The following is a 25716-nucleotide window of genomic DNA, read 5'->3' as shown; positions in this document are numbered from 1 at the left end:
ACGTTCTTTTCTTTTACTGTTCTTTTTTCAGCTGTCTCTCTAAAATAAAAGGGCCAAACGGAATAACCGACATAAGAAATGCAAATAAAGAGCGGCCGATTGACCATTTATGCGCAAATTTTACATGAACGACTGCAAGAGCGTACAGCACAAAAAGTGCACCGTGTGCTGCGCCTACAACTGATACAGCTTCGGGTATGCCTGCTGCATATTTTAGCGGCATAGCAATGCCAAGCAGCAGTAAAAATGAAATTCCTTCTAAAATCCCTACTAAACGCAGGCGGCCGATTGGTGATGTAAGAACCATGTTTTCTCCTCCCGTAACGACGGAATAAATTTCTGTATCAATGATAAAAATGTACCATAGCGAGCTCTTCATATACAAGCATCATTTGTATCTGTCACAAAAAAGTCGAAAACGCTTTAATTTGCTCTATAGAAGTGTTTTGTTTGAAAAACTGACATACTCTTGTGATGCAAGGGATAAAAGAGCACACTACGTATTGACAAGTTATTTTAATTATTTTATATGTATAGTATCGAAAACGTATGAGAGGATTTTTTACCATGACAAACCGAAAACAGCAGAGAGAGAAAATTTTAGATGCTGCTTTTGAAGTATTCGGATCCAAAGGCTACTATGAAGCAAAAATGATTGATATTGCTAAACTAGCGGGTGTATCTAAAGGAACGCTTTACTTGTACTTTTCGTCTAAAGAGTCGCTTTATATCGCTGTGAACAATCGTTCGTTTGATGAGTTTTTGTATCATGCAAAACGAAGAACGGATGAATGCCAAACGTTTCATGAAAAGCTGTATTCAATTGCGAAGCATCACCTGTTCTTTTTTTACGAAACTAAAAAATATCCCGACTCTTTTTGGCAAGCCCCGCACCAAATGCCAGAAATGATGGGTCGTCTTCATCAATTTTTTGAGGATTATCACGGGCTTGTTGCTAAATTGATTGAAGAGCAGAAAATAAAAAATGCTTTTTTACATTCAAAAGCGTTTTGCAGCATGTTAAATGGGTATAGGATGGATATCGTTTCCGATGATGATATAACAGAAGAAGATATCATGAACTATGCGGAGTTCATTGTGAACTTATACATTGAAGGCTGCTATTTTGAGACCCAAAAATGACTCGTCGGTACTGGTTGATAATGGAGGGATATGATGAATACCAGCAGCACAGTAATTAATTTTTCATATTTTCAAGAACAAACCGTTACCAAGGTGAACACAGACAATACCTTGCCGTTTTCTCTTGGATTTAGTAAAGGCGGACTTGTGGCAGAATGTCCATGGAGACTAAAAAACAAACGCAGCATCTTGCTTGGTCAAGCGGACTGGAAATCGCTACATTCTGCCGAGCAGCGTCAGCAAGTCGAAGCGCTGCTGCTTGGCCAGCACATTATTTCTATACAGTGGTATGAAGATATCGGTATACTTCGAATTACGTTTTCTAATGGGTATGCGCTAGATATGTTTCACGACAGCTCGTTTTTTGAAGGTTGGGATTTATATGGTCAAGACGGCTTTTCTTTTATCTCGCTTCCAGGCGGAGCGTGCGATCATCAAATTTCAGTTTGTATAGACAGTCCATCTGTACATGAAAGGAGGTGATTTTTTTTTGCAGAAAACTGACCCACGGGTACTCTAATGTTGTTATAAAAAATAAAACGGGTCTGCAGCAGTTAGTAAAGGATGAAGGCTTCTCAAATAACTTAGTTACGTAACGGAGGAAAGAGATGAATCTTTTGACGCGATTTAGTTTAAAAAATGCGGTAGTTGTGTTTATTGTTTCGTTTTTACTTATTTTAGCGGGCCTATACTCATTCTCAAAACTAAAAATTGATTTACTGCCGAATATCGAATTTCCGCAGCTGTCCATTGAAGCCACTTATCCTGGAGCTTCCCCTGATGACGTAAATGAAAGCGTCACGTCGAAAATCGAAGACCAAGTGAAAGGAATAGAAGGCGTTAAAAGCGTACAAAGCGTATCGTATGAAAACGTTGGTATCATTAATTTAGAATTCCCGTTTAATACGGATTTAGATAAAGTTGAACAGCAAATTAACTCGTCGATAAAAGAGTTAGATTTACCAGAGTCATCAAATGTAGAGGTGAACCGTTTTTCATTTGGTTCATTCCCGATTTTTAATATTTCACTGTTTGCAAAAAATGATGCAAATCTTGAAAAAATATTAAACGATGAAGTGATTCCTGAATTAAATAAAATTCAAGGTATTAACTCCGTCTCAGTTGGCGGCGTGAAAGAGGACCTTTTACAAATTACGGTCGATAAAGAAAAAGCAGCTCAAGCTGGCTTAGCGCTTGATGGGATGAAAGAACAAATTAATCAAAAAGCTGTTTCATTCCCAGCAGGAACATTAAATGGAAAAGAGCTTCAAATTCCAGTGCGAGTAGAAGAAAAAGTTGCGACGATCGATGCATTAAAGAAAATCCAGGTGAAATCTACGATGAATCCTGAAGCAAAGCCCGTGAAGCTTGGCGATATTGCCAAAGTCGAAGCCGTAACAGAACAAGGCGAATATACGCGCTATGACGGCAAAGATGCGCTGTCGATGGCCATCACAAAAAAACAAGATGCTAATACGGTTGAAGTGGCCAGCGAAACGATGAAAATTTTGAAAAAATATGACGATCAGTTAGACTACGCAATCGGCGTTGACTCAGCTGACGGCATTGAAAAGTCTGTTGAAACATTAATACGCGAAGGATTGCTCGGAGCATTATTTGCGTCACTCGCCGTGCTGATTTTCTTGCGTAACTTCCGCGCTACGATCATTGCGATTATATCGATTCCATTATCGCTGTTAGTATCAGCTATTTTCTTAAACCAGCTTGATATTTCACTTAACATTATGACACTAGGCGGAATGGCTGTAGCCGTTGGGCGCGTAGTGGATGACAGTATTGTTGTGATTGAAAATATTTTTAGACGCGTTCGCCGTTCAGAAGAAGGAATGAGCAACGAACTTGTCGAATCGTCCACAAAAGAGATTTTAAAAGCCATTACCTCGTCTACCATTACAACGGTTGTCGTATTCTTGCCAATCGGCTTTGTAGGAGGAATTACAGGAGAGTTCTTCTTGCCGTTTGCCTTAACAGTTGTTTTTTCACTGTTAGCATCTCTTCTTGTAGCGATTACAATCGTGCCGATTCTAGCAAAGTTTGCATTTAAAAAAGTTCTGCCTGAAGAAAAAGAAGGAAAGCTCCAGCGCGGATATGCAAAAGCGATTGCATGGTCGCTTAATCATAAAATCAAAATTTTAATTTTATCCTTTATTTTACTGTTTGGCTCATTTGCGCTTGTTCCTTCACTTGGCTTTACGTTTATTCCAAATGAAGAACAAAAAATGCTTCAGGCCAACGTTCAATTACCGGCATCTACATCACTTGAAAAAACAAACGATGTATCTTTAAAAATTGAAAAGATGTTTGCGGATCAAAATGAAATTTCCGATGTGACTACGGAAGTTGGATCACGCGACTTTTCAACAGGTGTAAAACGCCCGAACCAAGTTGGCTATTTCTTGAACGTAAAAGAAGGCGTGAATGTTGATACGTTTATTGATAAAGTTCAAAAGAAAATGGAAAGCATCACGAAAGAAGAATCACCGAAAGCAACAGTTAATGTGCAAGAAGCATCAACAGGAGGACCGCCTACAAATAATAACGTAACGGTTGATTTATATTCTTCTAATTTAGATGACTTGCAAAAGGCAGCTAAGCAAGTGGAAAACCACTTAAACAAAGACAAACGCCTTAAATATGTAACAAATAACTTCTCGGATAAGCAAAAGCAGCTTGTAGTAGAAGTAGATCCTGATAAAGCCGCAGAGTACGGAGTATCTGGATTTCAGCTGCTTGGTACAATCTCTGATCAAACCAAACCAGTATCCGTTGGAGACTTAAAATTAGATAATACAAAACGAGCGGTTCAGCTTTCGTACGATAAAGACCTTAGTTCAGTAAAAGAAATTAAAGATCTTCAAGTATTTACAGAACGAGGACCTGTGTTAGTAAAAGATATTGCTGACGTTCGTACAATTGATACGTTCACCTCTATTCAAAAGCTTGACGGCAAAGTATTTGCGCGAGTAGAAGCAGACATTAAAGGCGATAATATTCAAGCTGTGACTAAAGATGTTGTCGATGGAGTAAAGAAATTAGATTTACCTAAAGATGTGAGCTTAGATGGAGGAGGCGGAAGCGACGAGACGGTAGAAGTCTTTCAATCTCTCGGTCTAGCGATTTTGACAGCAATCGGCCTTGTGTATTTAACGATGCTCGTTACGTTTGGAAAAGCGCGTATTCCATTTATCATTTTATCGTCACTCATTTTTGTGCCAATCGGTTCGTTAGTTGGTCTAGTACTTGCAAAAGAACCGCTGTCTGTCAGCGTCATGATTGGATTCTTAATGCTGATTGGAATTGTTACAACAAACGCGATTGTACTTGTAGATCGAATTACCCAAAATCGTGAACAAAAACGCATGGCAATCCGCGAAGCCCTTATTGAAGCTGGGAAAACGCGCTTGCGTCCAATTTTAATGACGGCATTTGCTACCATTGCTGCATTAATTCCGCTCGCGCTTACTACATCAAGCGGAACGCTGATTTCAAAAGGCTTAGCTATCACGGTGATTGGAGGGCTTGCGTCATCTACCCTTCTTACCTTAATTATTATTCCAGTGGTATACGAACTCTTCTTCGCAAAGCAAGTGAAAAGAGAAAAACAGCTGGAAAAAGAAACGACATAAGAACTATTTTCTAATAGAGGAAAATATGACCATAGACTATATGTTATAATAAAAGTACGTTTTAACCCCTTATATTATAGAAAAAGAAGCGGCGCTTTCAAGCGCCGCTTCTTTTTTATGTAAAATCATTATTTACAAAAAATGATTAAATGTCTTGTATGGAGGGAAAGAGTGTTAACAGGAGGCTTTACTATATCATCGTAAAGTTATCTAAAAAACATACAAAGTACAGGAGTGTCGTTTTCGTGAGTTCAACAAAGAAAATTGTATTTATCAGTTCCATTATCTTAAATGTCCTTTTCATAGGTGTTTTTGCTTTTTATGCAACAAGCAGCAGTGCGATGAAAAATCCGCTGTCATCTAAGGATTCGTCTAAGCAAAGCTATAGAGATAATCCTTATTACATTGAACGGACCACTTTGTTCAAGCAATTAAGTATTCCTAAAGAGTCAATCGTATTTCTCGGTGATAGCATTACCCAGCGCTCTGAATGGAGCGAACTTTTTCATAATAAGCAGATTGTCAATCGAGGTGTAGCCGATGATACAACAGAAGGGGTATTGCACCGTCTAAAAAGTATTACAGATGCTAAGCCAAAAAAGATTTTCTTAATGATTGGCATTAACGATTTAAATGAGCAAAAATCTGTAAAAAAAACCAAAGCCAATTATGCTGAAATTCTTGAACGTATTCATAAAGAATCACCGAATACAAAAGTCTATATTCAAAGTATACTGCCCGTGAACAATAAAAAATGCGGCGACGCAGTGGATAATAAAGATGTTATCGCGTTAAATAACTATTTAGAGCGTCTAGCTAAGAAACACAATGATTCTTACATTGACCTGTATTCGAAAGTATCTACACATAATCAGTTAAAAAGTAATTTCACGGTTGATGGTCTTCATTTAAAAGGCCAAGGCTATGCTATTTGGAAACAAGAAGTTCAGTCATACGTAAACCAGTAAAAAAAAGCGCTCCGAAAGGAGCGCTTTTTTTTAGATAAGCTTTGGTAAATGTTTTTTAGCATCGTATTCGACAAGAGCATCTCCGTTTTTGATGCGCTGTAAATAATCAGGATTTGAAATAAGCGGGCGGCCAATAGCAGCTACGTCGATCCAGCCGGCTTGCAGCGCTTTTTCAGCTGATTCAGGCGTTAAGTCACCTACACCGATAATCGGTCCATCCCAGTACTTACGCGTAATTTCATAAAGATTTTGACCGTTTTGAACATCTTCATAAAAATCCAGCATAGACGGATGAATGATCTCAATTCCTGTTTCTTTAAATGCTTCTGTATACGTTTGAATAGCTTTCTCAGTGTCGTCCCAGCGATAGTCGGGTTTATCAAGCTTATGAGGAGAGAAGCGAATCACGACGCGCTCTTTTCCAATGGCCTCGATAACAGCAGAAATCACTTCTTTCATAAACGTTAATCGCTGTGCAAGGTCGCCTCCGTATTCATCAGTGCGTTTATTAGACCAGTCTGAATTAAACTGATCGATTAAATAGCCGTGGGCACCATGAATTTCAACGCCGTCAAATCCTGCTTCAATGGCATTTTTAGCGGCTTGAGCATACTGTCCTACAACTTCTTTAATATCTTCTTTTGACATTTCTTCAGGCTCTTCGTAGGGCTTGCGGAAACGAGGCACTTGGCCTTGTGCTGCAATAGCGGAAGGGGCCTGAGGCTTATGCCCATTTATTAACCCGGAATGACTCAAGCGGCCAACGTGCCAAATTTGAGCAATAATCGTGCCGCCTTCTTCATGAACAGCTTCCGTTACAGGCTTCCATGAATCAATTTGTTCCTGTGTATAGATACCCGGAACGCCAGGATTTCCTTTTGCGCGTTCGCTGATAACAATTCCTTCACTAATAATTAAGCCAATACCATCCTTTGCGCGGCGGCGGTAATAGTCTACAACGTCTTGACCGACTACGCCTGTCTCTGGATCAGCAAAGCATCTTGTCATCGGTGCCATTGCTGTACGAGTGTGTAAATCAAATGCTTCAATGTTTGTTGGTTGAAATAGTTTTTCAAATTTACTCATTTTATATTCAGCTCCTTAAGAGGAAAGTATAGCTGCGAACGTTTTGCAGCGGGTTCAGTTTATTGTAACAGGGGATTTGTTTTATCTTCAAACATTTCGACTTCCGAAAAAAGCCAAAAAAAAAGCCGGCTGCTCTTACAGCCAACTTTTACAACATTAATGCTGTTTATTAGGAAGTTTTTTCTCAGGATGTCCAGTAGCTTGACCCTGCTTGTTTTTACGCTGCTTTTCTTGATTATCGTTCAGTTTTTGAACAAATTCATTTGTGTTTTCCATATTATCTAAACCTCCTTTATGAGCCTTTCCCTGTTACTATAACCCATTGCACTCAAAAACATGACGCCAATCCGCTAAAAGCCGCTCCATATACACACCGGTATATAGAAATTAACAGGAAAATCGTGTATACTGTTGTAAAAATAACGTTAATGTTTCGTGAGTTTATAATTTCTTATTCATTCATGAACAAGAAAAGGTGTTACGCAATGAGTGATTTTTTTAGCGGGAAAGAAATGTCGTTTATTTTGATTTTGACATTCAGCGTGTACATATTTGTCTGGAATGTGCCCCTTCAGGCGACAAATGCCATGATGATCTACTTTATCCTGCTGTTTTTGTATACAGTCAGTAAGCTGCTTTTTTCTCCTCAGTTCCGACAATTTCCGCTTGTTAAGGTGCTATTGGCCATTTTATTCGTTCTTATGCTGGCTGAAATAATCGTTGCTTACAGCACTCATAGCATAAAGATTACAGATTTAAATCATATTTTCGATTATTTCAGTCATATGGATTTGTATTCATAAGTTTTTAGCCGTCATTTTGCTAATCATTGGCGTATATACAGTTTGTACATAGCTGGTGTAATGAAAAAAAGGTGCACAAATGTGCACCTTTTTTTTATGAATATTGCTTCACTACGTGATTTACTATTATTTCAGCTGCAGCGGCGGGGCCAGCTGCCTGTTCGAAACTTACGTTGATTTCTTTTATCCCTTTCTTGTAGCGGTCGTCATGTATGACTTCGTCAACGGCACTCCTTAAAAGCGAGGCATTTACCGTTTCTTTTGCTAAGCGACACCCGGCGTTTAGTTCCACGAGCCTTTGAGCAACGAGAGGCTGGTCTTTCCCATGAGGTAAAACGACTAACGGTACGTTAAAATGAATCCCTTCATTTACGCTGTTCATGCCTCCGTGCGTGATAAAAACATCAGCTTCTTTTAGCACGTCAAGCTGTGGAACATAGGGCGAAATAATAAAATGCTCCGGTGCTTTTTTTATTTTTTTAAAATCAGCCCGGTCTCCTGCTGCAATCACAACTTTTCCATCAAAGTCGCTAAATGCGTCGATGCAAAGGTTGAAAAAGCCTTCTACATCATGAAGTACCGTTCCCATTGAAATATAAAGAACTTTTTCGTCTTTTAGCTTTTCTAGCGGAAAATCATGAGAGCCGTGACGCTTTGGAAAGCTTGGCCCAATAAATAAACACGAGTCATCAAAATGTTCATGAAGCGGCTGAAAAAAGCGGCTTGTATATACGACCGTTAATTCGCCTTCATTGTTCATAAATTGAAGCAGATTTTTAGGTTCTACGCCAAACTGCTTTTTTAGCAAGCTGAGCCCGTACTGAGCTTTTTCGTCAGGTTTAAATGGAACGCCTGAATCCGGATGCAGAGGCATCACTGCTAAGCGTTCTTTTGGCATTAAAAAAGAAGCAGAGGATACAATCCCGGGAATCCGCAAATAATCACGCACTAATTCGCCTGCTCCAAACTTGTCGTAAAACACAAAGTCAAAGTCAATTTTTTTTGATAACGTATGAACAAGCTTCAGCGTATCTAAAGACGTTTGGATGTGGATATTTAAAAAAGCGTTGATTCCTTGAGGAGTTTCAGGCTTGATGGATACACCGCTTAATAAGTCCCGGTGAGTGTGTACGATAGCCCCGGCGTTTTCAAGACGCTCTTTAAAACGCTCGGCCGTAATATAATGAACGGTATCGCCTCGGTCTGAAAAAGCTTTTACCATTCCAAGCGTTGGGTTTACGTGACCTTCAGCGGGAAAATTGATCATTAAAATGTTTGTCATTTTTTCACTTCACTTCGCTTTCGGTAAGATTTCTTCAAGCGTAATCAAATATAAGGAAGTTGACAACTAATTTGGCTAGCTCATTTATCTTTTCAAACTCTATCTTTGTGTGTCAAATGTGAAAAAATATAACTTTTTTCCTAAAAAATAACATCATTAAGCGGAGATTATGGTAGAATTTTGAGAGCACTAGAGAGAAAGAATCATTTTTGGAGGTTGCTATTTTGAGTACGTTATCAACAAATTCAGAACCGGTTTTAAAGCCTAAAAAGAAAAAAGAGTTTACTTACTTCACGCTGCTTCTATTTATCGTGTTGGGCTTTGGTCTGCAGATTACAGCCGGAATTGGAGTAGCTATTTACGATGAAGTTATGGGTTCAAATATGACGGGAATTTTATTAGAAGGACCATATGCTCTGCTGGTAGACGCGGCGTTTTTTCTAGGCGTTGCGGTGCTGTACAGGCCTGTGCGCAGATTTTTAAAGCCTATGTGGAACTTCTCAGTATTAAAAGAAAGAAAAACGTATGTATATATTGTGGTAGGCTTTTTAATTGTAGCCGCGGTGCAGTACGTGATGCTTTCATTTTTAAACGTAGAAAGCGCAGATCAGCAGCAAAAAGATTTAAATCAAGGCAGTTTTAATCAAACGCTGCTTTCGAGCTGGATATTTTTTATAAGTGTAGCAGTTATCACGCCTATTAAAGAAGAGCTGCTTTATAGAGGTGTTTTATGCGGTTTCTTAATTAAACGCCACCACGTGCTTGTAGGCATTTTCGTTTCCGCTCTTGTATTCGGTCTTTTACATATTGGCTTTCCGATTACAGCTACCGCCATGGGACTTGTCTTTGCCATTATTTATTATCGAACAAAATCTATTTTCCCATCTATGATTTTACATATGCTGTGGAATGGATTAGTGAGCATAACCGTGTTCTTTTAAAAGCCGCTTAAGCGGCTTTTTCATTTGGATAAAGACGCAGAATGCTTTACGCGAATTTTCCCGACTATTAATAATCCAAGAGGGTAAAACAGCCCAAATAACAGGCTGTACGGAATCTACGTATCTCTGTCCCACGTTTGTTCATATGGAATGCTTGGATACATGATAAGTGAATATGTAACCGAAACTGTGCTGCGGATAATTTCATCTGAAGATGCACGTTGTTCACTTCCTTTTACTTCAACAGACTGAACAAAAAATCACTAAAAGGTTTTAATAAAAAAGCAATGCCGTCTCCGGGGTTAGGGATCTCCACACCGCCGTATATTAAACTAACAATTAAAATACTTACTATGAACAAACTCCAAAAAATTTGCTTTTCTTTTTTACTGTTCACTTTTTTCAAATAAGGTATTTCTACTAAACAAACAGCTGCACAAAGTAAAAAAATCCCTAAAAATATAAGCATGTATCAACCTCAATTAGTAACCCTTTAAAAATGATGAAGGGATGTTAAAGACGCCTGTGTTTCAAAGATAGTATGACCCAAAAAGGCTTTATTTATGAAAAGTAAGACTAAAGGCAGGGCAAAACCGTGTTATAATGACCAAGTTGAGCGTTATAATAGAAAAAACAGCATGAGTACAAACAATTAGATACATAACAAGGTAAGGATGGGAGAGGTATATATGGCAGATGAGCTCAAAAAAATGCTAGATGACAAAGAAAAGGTGCAGCTTATTATCGCCGCTGTTGTTATGCTTGGAGGCCTGGTCGTTTTGTTAAAAAGCGTTGCAACAGGTCAGGCCATGGGTCAAAAATGGCTAGAAAGTCAAGGGAACGCAGACACGGATCTGTATCTTGAAACGATAAAAAGCTACATACATCTGTATCAAATTGTGGGTGGCGTCATGTTTGGAGGAGGCCTTCTCACGTTACTTCGTGCTAAGCTAAAGAAATAAAGCGGCAGCAAAATAAAAGATCATAGTCCAAAAGAAGTGTCATATCTTTTTAATAACTTAAAAAATAGTGAAAAGGAGTTATGTATGAATAATGAAGAAAATACACCGGCTTATCATCTGTTTATGATGATAGGAGCGCTTGCTATGCTGATTTTTGGTGTTGTCGGTTTCTTTATTCAGTATCCTGCTACGTTAAGTTTTGTGATGTGTATTGGCGGAAGTATTATATTTTTGCTGCATTTATTTGAATATATGAAACCTAAAAATGAACTATAGCATCTTCAAACGAGGAAATCTAGAAGCAAAGGAAGATGAGAAATGCGGAAACACCGTACGTACGAAACGCTAGTTGATCTTTATCAAAAAAGCGCCAAAATTCATTATGAAATCGATTATCGAAATAAAAAATCTGTAAAAAAAGGCAATCGAGCTGCAGAAGATATGAAAAAAATTGCGCAGCTCATTCATTTATATTATCCAGGCATGCTGTTTGAATTTGCAACACTGCTGACGAATCCTACTTATCGAATTGACCTATGGGCTGCACATCATATTTTAGAAATCATGAGCTATTCACCAATGCTTGAGGACAACGCGCTTTCTGTCATTGAACGCTACGCCGACGAAAATGATTTTACGGCTTTAGGAAATCGCATGTGGTTAGATCAGTGGAGAGAAAAACAGCGCTAAAACTCGGCTAAGCAAACAAGAATAACCAAAAGGAAGATAGATATATGAGTTTATGTACATTAAAGAACGGTATAGGCATCAGCATTCGAGAAGCTGCACCAAAAGATGCAGAGAAAATGATTGCTTTTTACAACCGGGTAGGAGGAGAAAGCGACTTTCTTTCATTTGGAAAAGGTGAGTTTCTTATACCTCTTTCAGAGTACGAACTGTTTTTAGCTTCTGTAAAACAAGAGCAAAATTCTCTTATAGTTGTGGCTGAAAAAGAAGAGAAAATCATTAGTATTGCATCCATCACCTCGTCTCAAAACCCGTGTAATAAGCATGTGGGAACCCTCGGTATTGTAGTAGAGAAATCTTATAGCGGGCTAGGGTTAGGCAGACAGCTAATGATTGATCTGATTGAATGGGCACGTACGAATAAACAAACAAAAAAAATCGAACTTGTGACGCGAGAAGATAACCAAAGAGCTATTTCTCTATACAGGGAGCTAGGGTTTCAAACAGAAGGATTAAAAGAAAAAGATACCTATATAAATGGCGTGTACTATAATACAATGCTTATGGGTCTTCACTTATAAAAAGAGGCTGGGACAAAAGTATATTAAGTGAATGAAAATCCGAACGATGAATCGTTCGGATTTTTTCATTGTGGTGATGAACATAGGCTTCATACAGGTAGGTGCTTCTAGCGATTGGTTGGAGGCTCAGCGATGCCCGCGGAACGCGAAGCCTTGGACGGAAATCAACAGCGGTGGAACAAGCAGGTCAGATCATGTATGCCAATGGTTCGTCTTTAGATTGAATTGATGTAGTTATATCTCACTCTTTTTTTATTTATTGTTTTTTAGCGCCCGCAAATACACTCATCGTCTCGTTCATAAATTTGGCCAATCCTTTTCCATAGCGGTCAATGTTAGTTGTAAATCGCTCATCTTGCACATACATTTCTCCAAGACCTTTAAAGGCTTCTAATGAATACGTTCCAAAGTTCTCATTTAAAAATTGATACCATGTCGCAATAGCTTTTTGAGCTTCTGTAGAGGATGGTGACAGATCACGAAGCGAAGCTAAGTGAGTGTAGATACTTTCCCATTCGTTTGATATGCGCTGCTGTTCTTCTTGTGAGAAGCTTTGTACTTTTTCATTCGCTTCATCTACCCGCTGATTTCCCCAGCGCTTCCGTGCTTCTTCTTCGTAGGGGTTATGCGGAAAATTCAGTCCGTTAAACCGCTCTTTTTCGTTCATTTCAATCGCTCCTTTTTCATATTGAATCGTTTTATTAATGGTTACAATCATTTGATCGAGCCGACTGCGTTTTTCAATCAGCATGTTTTTTTGCAGTATCAACGCTTCTGTGCGATTAAACGTCGGATCTGTTATAATCTCGTGAATTTGTTTTAAAGGGAAGCCAAGTTCTTTAAAAAATAATATTTGCTGAAGCATATCGAGATTAGCCGGTGAATAAAGCCGGTAGCCGGATTCACTAACGGCATCAGGTTTTAATAGCCCGATTTCATCATAGTGATGCAGCGTGCGGACGCTGATTCCTACTAAGTCAGCAACTTCTTTTACTTTTCTGTTCATTCTTTCATCTCCCTTCTGAAATCTACTATAAAATATAACGCAGCGTAAGGGTCAACACTAAAAAAGAAATAATTGACTTTTAGTTTACATGCATTTATATTTAATTAGCATTAACTATTTATAACATGAAATAAATAAGCAAGCCTGGAGGAATAGATGTGACAAAAAGCAATCAGTATCTTGGAGAGATTCGTTCATCGCTTCAAGTGCTATTTGAAAAAATGCAGCCCGAAATGATGGAGAGCCTAAATGAGCATGAGATGACTCCTACGCAATTATTTGTTCTTTCTTATTTAAAGAAAGTAGGGAGCAGCAAGGTTTCTCAAATTGCAGAAATGATGGATGTCAAACCGAGCGCCGTGACTCTTTTAGTAGATCGTCTTGAACAACACAATTTTGTCGTAAGAGAACATAATAAAGAGGACAGACGAGTCGTTGATATTACCTTAACAGAATTTGGGCATCGCAAGCTTGAAGATGTGCTGAATGGTCGAAAAGCCATTATGGACCGCTACCTTTTGCATCTAACAGAAGAAGAGCTTTCCATGATGGCTTCTATTACGAAAAAGCTTGCAACATCAGCTGCTTCTTATAAAGATAAGCAGCAGTAACAAAAAAGAGGAGAGACGCACGATGGAAAATCAAAAAAATTCAAAGCGCACGCTTTTATTAATTGGGTTAATTATTGCGATGTTCTTTTCTGCCCTTGATGGAACCATTGTCGGAACAGCTATGCCAAGAATCGTAGGAGATCTTGGTGGATTGAGCATGATGACATGGCTGACAACAGCCTATTTGTTAACGTCGACAACGGTTGTTCCGATTGCAGGGAAGCTCGCTGATTTAGTAGGACGCAGAGTAATTTATGTTACAGGACTTATTATTTTTATGGTTGCTTCTGCTTTATGTGGAATGGCAAATAACATGACAGAGCTTATTTTATTCCGTGCACTACAAGGAATTGGCGGCGGCGTTATGATGCCGATGGCAATGATTGTAATCGGTGATTTATTTACAGGAAAAGCACGAGCAAAGTTTCAAGGAGTATTCGGAGGAATTTACGGTCTTGCTTCTGTCATCGGTCCACAAATTGGCGGATGGATTGTTGATTCACTGAACTGGAAATGGGTGTTTTACATCAACTTGCCGGTAGGGATACTCGCTACCGTGTTTATTGCGCTGGGACTTCAAGGAAAGAAACATACGGGACCTGTTAAATTCGATGTAGCCGGTATGTTCACAATGGTTATCGGAGTAGTGAGCTTGCTTCTGGCCCTGAGCTTTGGAGGAAAAGACTACGACTGGAACTCTTGGCAAATTGTTAGTCTATTTACACTTGCTGTTGTTGGGATCATAAGCTTTATTATTGTGGAAGCGAAAGCGAAAGAGCCGATTCTTCCGATGTATTTATTTAAGAACCGAACGTTTACGCTTTTAAATATCATTGGCTTTTTTATGAGCATTGGCATGTTCGGAGCCATTACGTTTGTTCCGTTCTTTATGCAAGGAATCGTTGGAGTCAGCGCCTCGGAATCAGGTACGATTATGACGCCGATGATGATTTCAATGATCGTAACGAGTATTATTGGAGGCCAGCTTGTTTATAAAGTTGGAATCAAACCTCAAATTGTAACGGGTATGCTTATTATGGCAGGAGGGTTCTTTTTGTTAACAACATTAGACCTTCATACTAGCAAGCTTGTTGCTACTTCTTATATGGCCATAATCGGTTTAGGAATGGGTCTTGTGATGCCAATTTTAACACTTGCTCTTCAAGAAAGCTTTTCAAAAGAAGAGCTCGGTGTGGTTACATCATCAAGTCAATTTTTCCGTTCAATTGGAGGAACGTTCGGTATTACTATCTTAGGAGCGGTAATGAATGCAAAATCAGGTACGCTTCTTACTGACAAACTCGTTCCATATTTAAACACATTGCCTGCTCAAGCAAGTGCTTTTGCGGACGGATTTAAAAAAGCGATTGATACGAATCCTGAAAGTGTGCTGCAGATGCTGTTTAGCCCTCAAGCGCTAAAGAGTATTCCATCTGCGCTTTCAGACAGCATTGTGCCAATTTTGAAGACCTCGCTAATGAGCGCATTGCACAGCGTCTTTTTTATGGGCTTAGGTTTTATTATTTTAGGAGCGGTATGCACATTGTTCTTAAGGCAGATCAAGCTTTCAAATAAAAAAGCTGAAGAAAAACCAGAAGAAGGCATTGCTGAAGTAGAACCATCACATTAAAAAAAGCGCACAAATTTGTGCGCTTTTTTCTATATCAACTAGTTGTTTCATTAGGCTTACGAAGAAAAGGGGATTGTTTAGACGTGTCATACGAAATTTGATCAAGCAAATACGTTAAATATAAGTTCAGTTCAAACCTATCTTCCGACACAAAATCTGTAAGCGCTTGCTTATTATCTTTCCACATGAGAATTCCTCCTTAATTTTACATACTAATGAATGGATTTAATATCAGAAAGCAAAAGGGAAACAACAGCTTCATTTTCGTCTTTTACGGATAGAATTTGCTGATGGAGATTTAAGTTGTGCACGCGGCCTTTGCACGTTTGCAACGTTCCATCTTTATAGTAAGAAACAGTTATCGTCCCACTTTTCGTTAATTCTCGTAAAAACATTCAAGAAGCCTCCTTAAAAAAGATTACCTGATTTAAAAGCCAGTCCTTTCATTTGGGATGAGCAAAAGGGAATTGTATGTTATGTACTGCAAGCTTCCCTTTATATTCTCCCACTTGTATGAATAGATCGAATAAAAGGTTGCTAGCTCACCTATAAACTGTCCTAAATTTCAGAATATACTGTCTTTTTTGTATAGTGTTTTTTAAAAGGATTAATGTTACATTTATTATGTAACATTCTGATGAGAAAGAAAACCGTTTCTACAAAACTTCTCTAAAAGTTACAAAATATTCATATACATGTGAAGGATGTAGAATGAGCAAATATGGAAGTAACTGCGTTTATAAAAAACGTAAATACAGCTTCAATTATTAATGACCTTAATACTAGTTATCAATTATATGTATTTTACTAATTTATTCTTCTCCGATAAAATGCAGGTAGACGAATTTGATAAGAATTTTCTAATGATTTATATAATTAAATTTGATATAATCTATAGGAATAATAATGTATGAAGGGAAACATCATTGATTAATTAGACACAGGTATTAAATGTTGTTGAAGATGATTCGTAAAAGCATACATATTTAAATTATATATTTTTGTGAGGTGGACAGTGTTGCAACTTAAGGTAGTAAACAGCCCTTTTAATCAAGAACAAGCAGATTTGCTTAATCGCCTTCTGCCGACATTAACAGAAGCACAAAAAATGTGGTTGAGCGGTTATTTAACAGCATCTCAATCTACGTCTGCCGAAGGAACGCCAGACGTTTCTACAGCAGCGCCTGCTCAAACGAAGCAGACAGTTTCAAAAGACGTAACGATTCTTTACGGATCACAAACTGGAAATGCTCAAGGACTTGCTGAAAATACAGGCAAAACGCTTGAAGCAAAAGGCTTTAATGTAACTGTATCTTCTATGAATGATTTCAAGCCAAATAATTTAAAGAAACTTGAAAATTTATTAATTGTCGTAAGTACACATGGAGAAGGAGAGCCGCCTGATAATGCGCTATCTTTCCATGAATTTCTTCACGGCCGTCGAGCGCCAAAACTTGAGAACTTCCGTTTCTCTGTCTTATCGCTTGGAGACAGCTCATATGAATTTTTCTGTCAAACAGGAAAAGAATTTGATGTGCGCTTAGCAGAACTTGGCGGTGAAAGACTGTATCCGCGCGTTGACTGTGATTTAGATTTTGAAGAGCCCGCAAATAAATGGCTTAAAGGTGTTATTGACGGATTAAGCGAAGTGAAAGGACACAGCGCTTCGGCTGCTGTTCCAGCGGAAGCTCCTGCAGGAACTTCACCATATTCAAGAACAAATCCTTTTAAAGCAGAAGTGCTTGAGAACTTAAACTTAAACGGCCGCGGATCAAATAAAGAAACGCGACACTTAGAACTATCTCTAGAAGGTTCAGGTTTGACGTATGAACCAGGAGACAGTTTAGGTATTTATCCTGAAAATGACCCGGAGCTTGTTGATCTTCTTCTTAACGAATTCAAGTGGGATGCAAGTGAAAGTGTAACGTTTAATAAAGAAGGAGAAACGCGTCCTCTTAGAGAAGCGCTAATCTCTAATTTTGAAATTACCGTTTTAACAAAGCCGCTTTTAAAGCAAGCAGCTGAGCTTACTGGAAACGATAAGTTAAAAGCGCTTGTAGAAAATCGCGAGGAATTAAAAGCATACACACAAGGCCGTGATGTAATTGACTTAGTTCGTGACTTCGGCCCATGGAACGTATCGGCACAAGAGTTTGTAGCCATTTTACGTAAAATGCCAGCGCGCCTTTACTCGATTGCAAGCAGCTTATCAGCAAACCCTGATGAAGTTCATCTAACAATCGGAGCGGTACGCTACGAAGCGCATGGACGCGAGCGTAAAGGTGTTTGTTCAGTCCTGTGTTCAGAACGTTTGCAGCCAGGCGATACGATTCCTGTATACCTTCAAAGCAATAAAAACTTTAAGCTTCCTCAAGATCAAGAAACGCCAATTATTATGGTAGGACCTGGTACAGGTGTGGCTCCGTTCCGCTCATTTATGCAAGAGCGTGAAGAAACAGGGGCGAAAGGCAAGTCATGGATGTTCTTTGGAGATCAGCACTTCGTAACAGACTTCCTTTACCAAACAGAATGGCAAAAGTGGTTAAAAGATGGCGTACTGACAAAAATGGACGTGGCGTTTTCACGCGATACAGAAGAAAAAGTATACGTACAAAACCGTATGCTCGAACATAGTAAAGAATTATTCCAATGGTTAGAAGAAGGCGCATCTTTTTATGTGTGCGGAGATAAAACAAATATGGCACGCGACGTGCACAACACGCTAGTTGAAATTATCGAAACAGAAGGCAAGATGAGCCGTGAACAGGCGGAAGGTTACCTTGCTGAAATGAAGAAACAAAAACGTTATCAGCGTGATGTATACTGAGGATTGAAAGGAGATTTTCAACATGGTAAACAAAATTTTAAAAGCGCCCGAAGGTCCTCCAAGTGACGTTGAGCGCATAAAAGATGAAAGTAATTATTTGCGCGGTACATTAGGAGAAACAATGCTCGACCGCATCAGCTCAGGTATTTCTGAAGACGATAATCGTTTGATGAAGTTCCACGGAAGCTACTTGCAAGATGATCGAGATCTTCGTAATGAACGTCAAAAACAAAAGCTAGAGCCAGCTTACCAATTCATGCTTCGCGTCCGGACTCCAGGCGGTGTTTCAACACCAGAACAGTGGCTAGTGATGGATGATTTAGCACAAAAATACGGAAATGGAACGTTAAAGCTGACAACTCGTCAGGCATTCCAAATGCACGGAATTTTAAAGTGGAACATGAAGAAAACGATTCAAGAAATCCATGCTTCGTTATTAGATACAATTGCAGCTTGCGGAGATGTAAACCGTAACGTAATGTGCAATCCGAATCCTTATCAGTCAGAAGTACACGCTGAAGTATTCGAATGGTCAAAAAAATTAAGTGATTACTTATTGCCTCGTACAAGAGCGTACCACGAACTTTGGCTAGATGAAGAGAAAGTGATCAGCACACCGGAAGTGGAAGAAGAAGTGGAACCAATGTATGGTCCGCTCTATTTGCCAAGAAAGTTCAAAATTGGCGTAGCTGTTCCACCGTCTAACGATATTGACGTGTATTCACAAGACCTTGGCTTTATTGCCATTTTAGAAGACGAGAAACTTGTTGGGTTTAACGTAGCAATCGGCGGCGGTATGGGTATGACGCACGGAGATAAAGCAACTTACCCTCAGCTTGCAAAAGTGATTGGGTTCTGTCGACCTGATCAAATTCTAGAAGTAGCTGAAAAAATCATTACGATTCAACGTGATTATGGAAACCGCTCTGTACGTAAAAACGCGCGTTTTAAATACACAGTTGATCGTCTTGGATTAGAAACGGTAAAAGAAGAGCTTGAAAATCGTCTAGGCTGGAGCTTAGACGAAGCAAAATCTTATCACTTTGATCATAACGGCGACCGCTACGGCTGGGAAAAAGGTGTAAAAGGAAAATGGCACTTTACTCTTTTTGTTCAAGGTGGACGTATTGCTGACTTTGAAGACTATAAGCTTATGACGGGTCTTCGTGAAATTGCAAAAGTTCATAGCGGTGATTTCCGTTTAACGGCCAATCAAAATTTAATTATCGCGAACGTATCAACTGAAAAGAAAAAACAAATTAGTGACCTCATCGAACAATATGGATTAACTGATGGCAAGCATTATTCGGCTCTTCGCCGCAGCTCATTAGCTTGTGTATCGCTTCCGACTTGCGGGCTTGCTATGGCAGAAGCTGAGCGTTATCTCCCAGTTCTTCTTGAGAAAATTGAAGCAATTGTAGATGAAAACGGCCTTCGCGATAAAGAAATTACCATTCGTATGACGGGCTGTCCTAACGGCTGTGCACGTCCTGCTTTAGGTGAAATTGCTTTTATCGGTAAAGCACCGGGTAAATACAATATGTATCTTGGAGCAGCATTTGATGGCAGCCGCTTAAGCAAAATGTACCGTGAAAATATCAGTGAAGAAGAAATTTTAAACGAACTGCGCGTCTTACTCCCTCGCTATGCAAAAGAAAGAGAAGAAGGCGAGCACTTTGGTGACTATGTCATCCGCGCTGGTGTAATTGAAGCTGTAACAGACGGCACGAATTTCCACGCATAATACGGATGAAGGGACCTTTCTAAACTTACAGAAAGGTCCCTTTTTTCTATTTTAATATTCTCTAACAAATACAGCTACTCCAAATACTCCTAATCTTTCAGCAGTAATTTGTTCAAAGCCGTTATCAAGTAAACAATGTGCTGCACTTCGGTAGCGCTGACCTTGAGCTAACAAACGTCCGCAAGGATTTGCGCTGCCGATTACTGTTGCTTCTACGACAGTACGAGGAGCTTGTCTATCCAAAGGATTTCGCTCCCACAGAATTGTTACCACATCCGGAGGACGTGGGATAGATACATTTCCTGTGTGTTCATGCATAGCTATCACCTCCTTACACTATAGTAAATGCAAAAAATGACAGACTGCTTGTACACACGCTGATTTTTATTAAAAAAGGCGTTCAACTATGTCCTAGTTAACCAATTTCATGGCAATGAAGTAATCAATGGAAACAGCTGAGAGAAAAAAAGAATGCTATAATGTAAAAGAAAGGAATTTTTAGCAAGGAGGGAGAAACATGCAGCAAAAACGAGTAGCGGTTATTACAGGGGGAGCAAGCGGAATTGGCAAAGAAACTGCCTTAAAGTTTGCGCAAAAAGGAGACGCGGTGGTCATTGCTGATTATGATAAAGGGAAAGGAAAAGAGACTCTTCAAAAAATTGAAGAAGCTGGAGGGAGCGCTTTATTTGTGCAAACGGACGTCACAAAGTTTGAAGAAGTGGAAGCACTGATTGAAGAAACTGTGAACCGCTTTGGGCGAATTGATGTGATGTTTAACAATGCAGGTATTGGACGCCCTACATCTATTTTAGATCAAGACTTAGAAGAATATCACCGTATTATTAATGTGAATCAGCACGGCGTTACATATGGGATTATGGCAGCGGGCAGGAAAATGAGAGAGTTAGGTATTAAAGGCGTCATTATCAATACGGCATCTATTTTTAGCTTCTTAGCCTCACCCGGTACTTATGCCTATCACGCAACGAAAGGAGCTGTTGTGATGATGACGAAATCAGCTGCGCTAGATCTCGCTAAATACGGTATTCGCGTCGTCGCCATTGCGCCAGGATTTGTTGATACGCCCATTATTCAAGGCTATAAAGACAACGGTATGATTGAAGGAATGAAAGCTAAAACGATGAGCAGAGAGCTCACTACACCAAAACAAATTGCAGATATGGTTTATTTGCTTTCCTTAGAAGAAGCGGGAGCTGTAAACGGCAGCGTCATCATGGCTGATGATGGGTATGCGGCATTTAAATAAAACGAAAAGGATTCTTTTTAAGAAAAGAATCCTTTTTTATTATGTAGTAGGCAGTGAACTATAAACAAACGTATCGTGAGCTTTTCCGTTTTGATACATATAGTTTTTTAACACGCCTTCTTTTTGAAACCCGAGCTTTTCAAGCACATGCTGTGATGCTTTGTTTTCAAGAAACACAACAGCTCCAATCCGCACTAGCTGAAGGGTATCAAAGCCATAAGCCATAACAGCCGAAGCAGCTTCCGAAGCATAGCCGTGACCCCAGTGCTGAGGGTGTAGCTCATAGCCAATTTCCGCGCGCTTATGCTTTTGGTTCCACTGATTAAATCCAACTGTCCCAATTAATTCACCCGTATCGAGCCGTTCGATTCCCCAGCGCATGCCTTTTTGATTTCTGTAATTTTCAGCAAAAATATCAATCAGCACTAATGCTTCTTGGATAGTTTTGAATTTTTCTTGCCCGTAATATTTGATAACTTCTTTCTGAGAGAAGCAGTCAAAGATAGTATCTGCATCGACTTCTGTTATTTCACGCAGTGTAGTGCGAGGTGTAAGAAGAATAGGAAACATACTTTTCTCCTTTCTATTTTATATAGAAAGATTTCGGCAGCTCGGAGAAAATTCCTTTTATTTTATTTTTCTGTTATAAATTAAGTAGAAATATGAGCTGAAGACTGAGAAAAAGACAGGAAAAACTTCTAAATAACGCAAACAGTTGTTACGTACTAGCACTAAAAATAGTATACTAAAAAAACAAATATAGCTAGCTGCACGTAGAGCAGCTAGCTTTCCTGTAGGAGAGAACCTATTTTTTAGTTAACTGATTGCGATCTTCAATTTGAGGAGGCTCTTCAAGCCACCCGTTTTGAATCATAATTTTGCCGCCTTCTTTCGCCAAACTGTAAATGTCTTTTGCAAGCTGGAGCATCTTTAATGGCAAATCACTTCTTAAACTAAAGGCTCCTCCTAAAGCATTACTCCCCAGACCGAACGTACTCAAAAGACTCGTATTGTACATCATCAGCTTATCTGAAAAAGGAGGAACGGTTGAATTCGTCGCTTTTCCGGCATGAGTAGCCGGGGGTTCTATGTAGCTATGGCGTAAAATATCACCTAGTTCTGTTTCAATTTTCTTCGAAAGCTTCATACCCCTGACAAAATGCTGCTGGGCCTCTTTGTTGTTGGCCACTTGAGCAAAACCAATCATCAGCTGCATTCCTACAAGATTTGTATCAACAGCATGTTGAATAAGTGACACTTCAATGGTATTCAGCGATCTTTTTTCGCTAAACCAGCTCAATCCGCCTATATAATTTTGTGCATGGACAAAATGGACTTCCTTAGGCATAGAAACGTATGGGGGTTTTGCGATGACACCCGTTTCTAACAATACTTGTGTGGATTGATTGTATATGTCCTGTGCTTCTGCTGTTGCCTCTACGAAGAAATTTCGGACATCTTCTCGGTAAGACATGGTCGAATGCAAAGCAAACAGTCCTGTCTCAATTTGAGACATTAAGCGTATATACATGGCTTCGAACATGGGGTCATATAGTTTAGGAACTCCTACATTTACGTCATCTTTCGTAAAACCAATTGGGATAACAGCGCCTTCGTTCTCAAATATTTCTTTAATTCGCGCTACACTTTTTAAAGATCGGCTATAATATAGCTCAAAAAGTTCTTTGTAATCTTGTTTATCTTCCAGAAAATATTCTAGAAACCTCAAAATCATCGTTTTTTCCTGATAAGTCATCCATAAGTTAGCAAGCTCCGAGGACGTGAGCGGCGGACGTTTTGATGTGCTCATTGTACACATTCCTCCTGAAAATAGTGATAATATGTATATCTTCGTTAGTATCTCTTTTATTTATAGGAATATTCTTTTTTAAAATTTATTGAAAAGCTTTAGCAGCCGTTATTATAGTAAGATAGTTGAAGAAAATAAGGCTTACCAACAAGTCAGTTGTATGATAACTGATATGAATAAAACTAAGTTTTTCTATTACTTTAAATAATTTGACAATTGCTGTTATTCTTACTATTATGGAAACATAAGTTTTACATATATTGCTAGAGTTCGGCAACACGTTCTAGCAGCACTATAAGTAAGGAGCTTACGATGAAGCACATTGTCCAAGCAACAGATCATCCTAGAACGAAAGCCGCATTAAAAGAGGATTTACGCAGGCTAGGCATAACACAAGGAATGACCATTATAGTTCATTCTTCGCTATCTGCATTAGGGTGGGTAAACGGAGGTTCAGTAGCCGTTATTCAAGCTTTAATGGAGACAGTGACGGAGGAAGGAACGATCGTTATGCCGTCACTGTCGGTCGATCTTTCAGATCCATCGGAATGGGGCAATCCGGCTGTGCCAAAAGAGTGGTGGGAGACTATTCGGGAAACAATGCCCGCATATAATCCAGCTCATACACCAACAAGCGGTATGGGACAAATCGTAGAAACTTTTCGAACATACCCTGGCGTAAGAAGAAGCAGCCATCCAATGTATTCATTCGCCGCTTGGGGAAAGGACAGCGAAGACATCTTAAGAGATCATCCCCTCGAATTCAGTTTAGGCGAAAATTCTCCTCTTGAAAGGCTTTACAAAAAACATGCCTTTGTTTTATTATTAGGTGTCGGGTTTGGGAACAATACTTCTTTTCATCTAGCAGAATATCGTATTCCATATCGAAACGTGATTCAAAAAGGCTCTCCGGTTATGGATGCAGGAAAGCGAGTATGGAAGACGTATAAAGAATTAGAGTTTCGAGAAGAGCTGTTTGAAGAGATAGGTGAAGCGTTTATTGAAGCAAAAGGAATAAAAGCGGAAAAAATCGGTTCAGCACGTGCATACTTCTTTTCAATGCCTAAAGCCGTCGATTTTGCTGAAACGTATTTGAAAGCGCTATAGTGAGCGGTTGTATGCTTTCTAAGTTGTCTGTATATCAGACAACTTAAAGTGAGACAAACGTGAGTCGCCGCCGCGTCTAGACTTTATATTAACAAAGCGCAGAAGTGGTTTAAGCAAGATAGTTTACTTTTTATATTCCTTGTTTCATAATGGCACTTGTCAGTGAATTTATTCGGTCAGGTTGTCTTACAATTATGGAGATAAAAAGCAAGTGTTAAATAAATTCATTAAAAAATTTAAATGTATAGAAAAAAAGGAGAGAATACAATTATGTCACTACGTGATCAAGCACTACATATGCATCAAGAAAAACAAGGTAAGTTAGAAGTTAAATCAAAAGTTGAAGTTCAAAACGCTCAAGATTTAAGCTTAGCTTACTCTCCGGGAGTAGCAGAACCTTGTAAAGAAATTCATGAACATCCAGAAACGGTGTATGATTACACAATGAAAGGAAACATGGTCGGCGTTGTGACAAATGGTACCGCTGTTCTTGGACTTGGAAACATTGGACCTGCGGCTTCACTTCCCGTTATGGAAGGAAAAGCAATTTTATTTAAAAGCTTTGCAGGCGTAGATGCATTCCCAATTACACTTGATACAACAGATACAGATAAAATTGTTGAAACTGTGAAATTAATGGCTCATACATTCGGAGGCATTAACTTGGAAGATATCGCAGCTCCACAGTGCTTTGAAATTGAAGAGCGCCTAAAAAAAGAAGTAGATATTCCTGTGTTCCATGATGATCAGCACGGCACAGCGATCGTAACAGTAGCAGGACTTGTAAATGCACTGAAAATTGTCAATAAATCAATGAAAGACTTAAAAATCGTCTTAAACGGAGCAGGAGCTGCCGGCATTGCCATTACAAAGCTTCTTTATTCTTACGGTGTACGTGACATGATTATGTGTGATACAAGAGGTGCTATTTATGAAGGCCGCTCTCAAGGTATGAACAAAGTGAAAGCTGAAGTGGCTTCTTATACAAATGTAAACAAAGAAAGCGGTACGCTAAGCGATGTAATTAAAGGCGCAGATGTATTTATCGGTGTATCTGCAGCAGATGCATTATCTCAAGAGATGGTTAAATCAATGAATGAAGATGCAATTATTTTTGCAATGGCAAATCCTAATCCAGAAATCAAGCCGGACGCTGCAAAAGAAGCAGGAGCGGCTGTTATTGGAACAGGTCGTTCAGACTTCCCTAACCAAGTAAATAACGTTCTTGCATTCCCTGGAATTTTCCGCGGTGCGTTAGACGTTCGCGCTACTCATATCAACGAAGAAATGAAAAAAGCTGCTGTTGAAGCAATTGCAGCCCTTATTACAGAAGAAGAGCTAAACGCAGATTACGTTATCCCTGGACCATTTGATCCTCGTGTAGCGCCAGCTGTAGCAGAGTCTGTAGCAAAAGCGGCAATGGATTCAGGCGTTGCCCGTATTACAATTGATCCAGCACGTGTAAAAACACATACAGAACAATTAACAAAAATCGAAAACTAATAACGGGTAAAAAAGTCCTTTGAAACGCTGTTTCAAAGGGCTTTTTATGTTAAAGACTTGCTGTAACCGCAGTGAAATCTAAACGTAACACCATTTCATCTCCCGTATGAT

General features: G+C 39.2%; 27 protein-coding genes and 1 pseudogene. 17 read left to right on the top strand and 11 right to left on the bottom strand.

Features of this window, described 5'->3' with window-relative positions:
* Positions 1 to 13 precede the first annotated feature (13 nt).
* Positions 14 to 307, bottom strand: coding sequence for a DUF3817 domain-containing protein (locus tag ACN6NE_RS27780; protein ID WP_013083888.1), 294 nt, complete (start codon positions 305 to 307; stop codon positions 14 to 16).
* Positions 308 to 567: 260 nt separating this feature from the next.
* On the opposite strand from ACN6NE_RS27780, the gene ACN6NE_RS27775 reads away from it, so the two are divergent.
* The 4 genes from ACN6NE_RS27775 to ACN6NE_RS27760 all read left to right on the top strand — a co-directional run bounded on the left by ACN6NE_RS27775 (position 568) and on the right by ACN6NE_RS27760 (position 5758).
* Positions 568 to 1143: a TetR/AcrR family transcriptional regulator gene (locus ACN6NE_RS27775; protein WP_474328493.1), complete on the top strand. Its 576-nt coding sequence runs from the start codon at positions 568 to 570 to the stop codon at positions 1141 to 1143.
* Between the two features lie 33 nt (positions 1144 to 1176).
* Positions 1177 to 1626: a DUF6188 family protein gene (locus ACN6NE_RS27770; protein ID WP_129710499.1), complete on the top strand. Its 450-nt coding sequence runs from the start codon at positions 1177 to 1179 to the stop codon at positions 1624 to 1626.
* A 125-nt stretch (positions 1627 to 1751) separates the two neighbouring features.
* Entirely contained in the window at positions 1752 to 4790 is a 3039-nt protein-coding gene (locus ACN6NE_RS27765; RefSeq protein ID WP_474328491.1) for an efflux RND transporter permease subunit, read from the top strand.
* 245 nt (positions 4791 to 5035) lie between these two features.
* Positions 5036 to 5758, top strand: a complete 723-nt coding sequence (locus ACN6NE_RS27760) for a GDSL-type esterase/lipase family protein (protein WP_474328489.1) — start codon at positions 5036 to 5038, stop codon at positions 5756 to 5758.
* Positions 5759 to 5788: 30 nt separating this feature from the next.
* Here ACN6NE_RS27760 and ACN6NE_RS27755 read toward each other — a convergent pair.
* Both ACN6NE_RS27755 and ACN6NE_RS27750 read right to left on the bottom strand, forming a co-directional pair.
* Positions 5789 to 6829 (bottom strand): annotated as a pseudogene (locus tag ACN6NE_RS27755) (alkene reductase); the annotation flags it as partial.
* Between the two features lie 171 nt (positions 6830 to 7000).
* A complete protein-coding gene (locus ACN6NE_RS27750) occupies positions 7001 to 7120 on the bottom strand; it encodes a DUF4023 domain-containing protein (RefSeq protein WP_013057809.1) in 120 nt (39 codons plus the stop codon).
* 209 nt (positions 7121 to 7329) lie between these two features.
* On the opposite strand from ACN6NE_RS27750, the gene ACN6NE_RS27745 reads away from it, so the two are divergent.
* A complete protein-coding gene (locus ACN6NE_RS27745; protein WP_013057808.1) occupies positions 7330 to 7647 on the top strand; it encodes a hypothetical protein in 318 nt (105 codons plus the stop codon).
* A 94-nt stretch (positions 7648 to 7741) separates the two neighbouring features.
* On the opposite strand, the gene ACN6NE_RS27740 is transcribed toward ACN6NE_RS27745, so the two are convergent.
* Complete coding sequence (locus ACN6NE_RS27740; RefSeq protein WP_474328486.1) at positions 7742 to 8929, bottom strand: macrolide family glycosyltransferase; 1188 nt, start codon at positions 8927 to 8929, stop codon at positions 7742 to 7744.
* A gap of 224 nt (positions 8930 to 9153) precedes the next feature.
* Here ACN6NE_RS27740 and ACN6NE_RS27735 point away from each other — a divergent pair, with 224 nt between their 5' ends.
* The gene (locus ACN6NE_RS27735) at positions 9154 to 9870 is read left to right on the top strand and encodes a CPBP family intramembrane glutamic endopeptidase (protein ID WP_129710494.1); all 717 of its coding nucleotides are present in this window, start codon (positions 9154 to 9156) and stop codon (positions 9868 to 9870) included.
* 235 nt (positions 9871 to 10105) lie between these two features.
* Here the strand turns inward: ACN6NE_RS27735 and ACN6NE_RS27730 are convergent, their stop codons facing one another.
* Positions 10106 to 10339, bottom strand: a complete 234-nt coding sequence (locus tag ACN6NE_RS27730; RefSeq protein ID WP_129710493.1) for a hypothetical protein — start codon at positions 10337 to 10339, stop codon at positions 10106 to 10108.
* A gap of 220 nt (positions 10340 to 10559) precedes the next feature.
* On the opposite strand from ACN6NE_RS27730, the gene ACN6NE_RS27725 reads away from it, so the two are divergent.
* The 4 genes from ACN6NE_RS27725 to ACN6NE_RS27710 all read left to right on the top strand — a co-directional run bounded on the left by ACN6NE_RS27725 (position 10560) and on the right by ACN6NE_RS27710 (position 12100).
* Positions 10560 to 10832 carry a hypothetical protein gene (locus ACN6NE_RS27725; RefSeq protein WP_025751130.1) on the top strand — a complete coding sequence of 91 codons (273 nt, stop codon included), beginning with the start codon at positions 10560 to 10562 and terminating at the stop codon, positions 10830 to 10832.
* Positions 10833 to 10916: 84 nt separating this feature from the next.
* Positions 10917 to 11108: a hypothetical protein gene (locus ACN6NE_RS27720; RefSeq protein ID WP_014459359.1), complete on the top strand. Its 192-nt coding sequence runs from the start codon at positions 10917 to 10919 to the stop codon at positions 11106 to 11108.
* Between the two features lie 42 nt (positions 11109 to 11150).
* A complete protein-coding gene (locus ACN6NE_RS27715) occupies positions 11151 to 11522 on the top strand; it encodes a hypothetical protein (protein WP_050691441.1) in 372 nt (123 codons plus the stop codon).
* 44 nt (positions 11523 to 11566) lie between these two features.
* The gene (locus tag ACN6NE_RS27710) at positions 11567 to 12100 is read left to right on the top strand and encodes an N-acetyltransferase family protein (RefSeq protein WP_474328482.1); all 534 of its coding nucleotides are present in this window, start codon (positions 11567 to 11569) and stop codon (positions 12098 to 12100) included.
* A 256-nt stretch (positions 12101 to 12356) separates the two neighbouring features.
* Here ACN6NE_RS27710 and ACN6NE_RS27705 read toward each other — a convergent pair whose 3' ends face one another.
* Positions 12357 to 13106, bottom strand: coding sequence for a MerR family transcriptional regulator (locus ACN6NE_RS27705; protein ID WP_474328480.1), 750 nt, complete (start codon positions 13104 to 13106; stop codon positions 12357 to 12359).
* A 158-nt stretch (positions 13107 to 13264) separates the two neighbouring features.
* Here ACN6NE_RS27705 and ACN6NE_RS27700 point away from each other — a divergent pair, with 158 nt between their 5' ends.
* Both ACN6NE_RS27700 and ACN6NE_RS27695 read left to right on the top strand, forming a co-directional pair.
* A complete protein-coding gene (locus ACN6NE_RS27700; RefSeq protein WP_057235208.1) occupies positions 13265 to 13717 on the top strand; it encodes a MarR family winged helix-turn-helix transcriptional regulator in 453 nt (150 codons plus the stop codon).
* A 22-nt stretch (positions 13718 to 13739) separates the two neighbouring features.
* A complete protein-coding gene (locus tag ACN6NE_RS27695) occupies positions 13740 to 15347 on the top strand; it encodes an MDR family MFS transporter (protein WP_474328478.1) in 1608 nt (535 codons plus the stop codon).
* Positions 15348 to 15381: 34 nt separating this feature from the next.
* Here the strand turns inward: ACN6NE_RS27695 and ACN6NE_RS27690 are convergent, their stop codons facing one another.
* Complete coding sequence (locus ACN6NE_RS27690; protein WP_013057796.1) at positions 15382 to 15534, bottom strand: hypothetical protein; 153 nt, start codon at positions 15532 to 15534, stop codon at positions 15382 to 15384.
* A 25-nt stretch (positions 15535 to 15559) separates the two neighbouring features.
* A complete protein-coding gene (locus ACN6NE_RS27685; protein WP_013083869.1) occupies positions 15560 to 15742 on the bottom strand; it encodes a YolD-like family protein in 183 nt (60 codons plus the stop codon).
* A 623-nt stretch (positions 15743 to 16365) separates the two neighbouring features.
* On the opposite strand from ACN6NE_RS27685, the gene ACN6NE_RS27680 reads away from it, so the two are divergent.
* Positions 16366 to 18174 carry an assimilatory sulfite reductase (NADPH) flavoprotein subunit gene (locus ACN6NE_RS27680; RefSeq protein WP_474328475.1) on the top strand — a complete coding sequence of 603 codons (1809 nt, stop codon included), beginning with the start codon at positions 16366 to 16368 and terminating at the stop codon, positions 18172 to 18174.
* Between the two features lie 22 nt (positions 18175 to 18196).
* Positions 18197 to 19918, top strand: coding sequence for an assimilatory sulfite reductase (NADPH) hemoprotein subunit (gene cysI / locus ACN6NE_RS27675; protein ID WP_129710488.1), 1722 nt, complete (start codon positions 18197 to 18199; stop codon positions 19916 to 19918).
* A 51-nt stretch (positions 19919 to 19969) separates the two neighbouring features.
* Here cysI and ACN6NE_RS27670 read toward each other — a convergent pair whose 3' ends face one another.
* Positions 19970 to 20236, bottom strand: coding sequence for a hypothetical protein (locus ACN6NE_RS27670; RefSeq protein WP_029322730.1), 267 nt, complete (start codon positions 20234 to 20236; stop codon positions 19970 to 19972).
* Between the two features lie 199 nt (positions 20237 to 20435).
* On the opposite strand from ACN6NE_RS27670, the gene ACN6NE_RS27665 reads away from it, so the two are divergent.
* Positions 20436 to 21185 (top strand): SDR family NAD(P)-dependent oxidoreductase, encoded by a 750-nt coding sequence (locus tag ACN6NE_RS27665; RefSeq protein ID WP_280159308.1) that lies wholly within the window; start codon positions 20436 to 20438, stop codon positions 21183 to 21185.
* A gap of 39 nt (positions 21186 to 21224) precedes the next feature.
* Here ACN6NE_RS27665 and ACN6NE_RS27660 read toward each other — a convergent pair whose 3' ends face one another.
* Both ACN6NE_RS27660 and ACN6NE_RS27655 read right to left on the bottom strand, forming a co-directional pair.
* Complete coding sequence (locus ACN6NE_RS27660) at positions 21225 to 21755, bottom strand: GNAT family N-acetyltransferase (protein ID WP_129710486.1); 531 nt, start codon at positions 21753 to 21755, stop codon at positions 21225 to 21227.
* Between the two features lie 235 nt (positions 21756 to 21990).
* The gene (locus tag ACN6NE_RS27655) at positions 21991 to 22995 is read right to left on the bottom strand and encodes a DUF3231 family protein (RefSeq protein ID WP_129710485.1); all 1005 of its coding nucleotides are present in this window, start codon (positions 22993 to 22995) and stop codon (positions 21991 to 21993) included.
* 312 nt (positions 22996 to 23307) lie between these two features.
* Between ACN6NE_RS27655 and ACN6NE_RS27650 the strand changes: the two genes are divergently transcribed.
* Both ACN6NE_RS27650 and ystJ read left to right on the top strand, forming a co-directional pair.
* Entirely contained in the window at positions 23308 to 24102 is a 795-nt protein-coding gene (locus ACN6NE_RS27650; protein ID WP_474328471.1) for an AAC(3) family N-acetyltransferase, read from the top strand.
* Positions 24103 to 24372: 270 nt separating this feature from the next.
* Complete coding sequence (ystJ, locus tag ACN6NE_RS27645; RefSeq protein WP_013057787.1) at positions 24373 to 25605, top strand: NADP-dependent malic enzyme; 1233 nt, start codon at positions 24373 to 24375, stop codon at positions 25603 to 25605.
* The last annotated feature ends 111 nt before the right edge of the window (positions 25606 to 25716 follow it).

The organism is Priestia sp. 53B2 (assembly GCF_056099005.1).
Note: the sequence above shows the minus strand (reverse complement) of the source record. Positions and strands in the feature narration are given on the sequence as shown.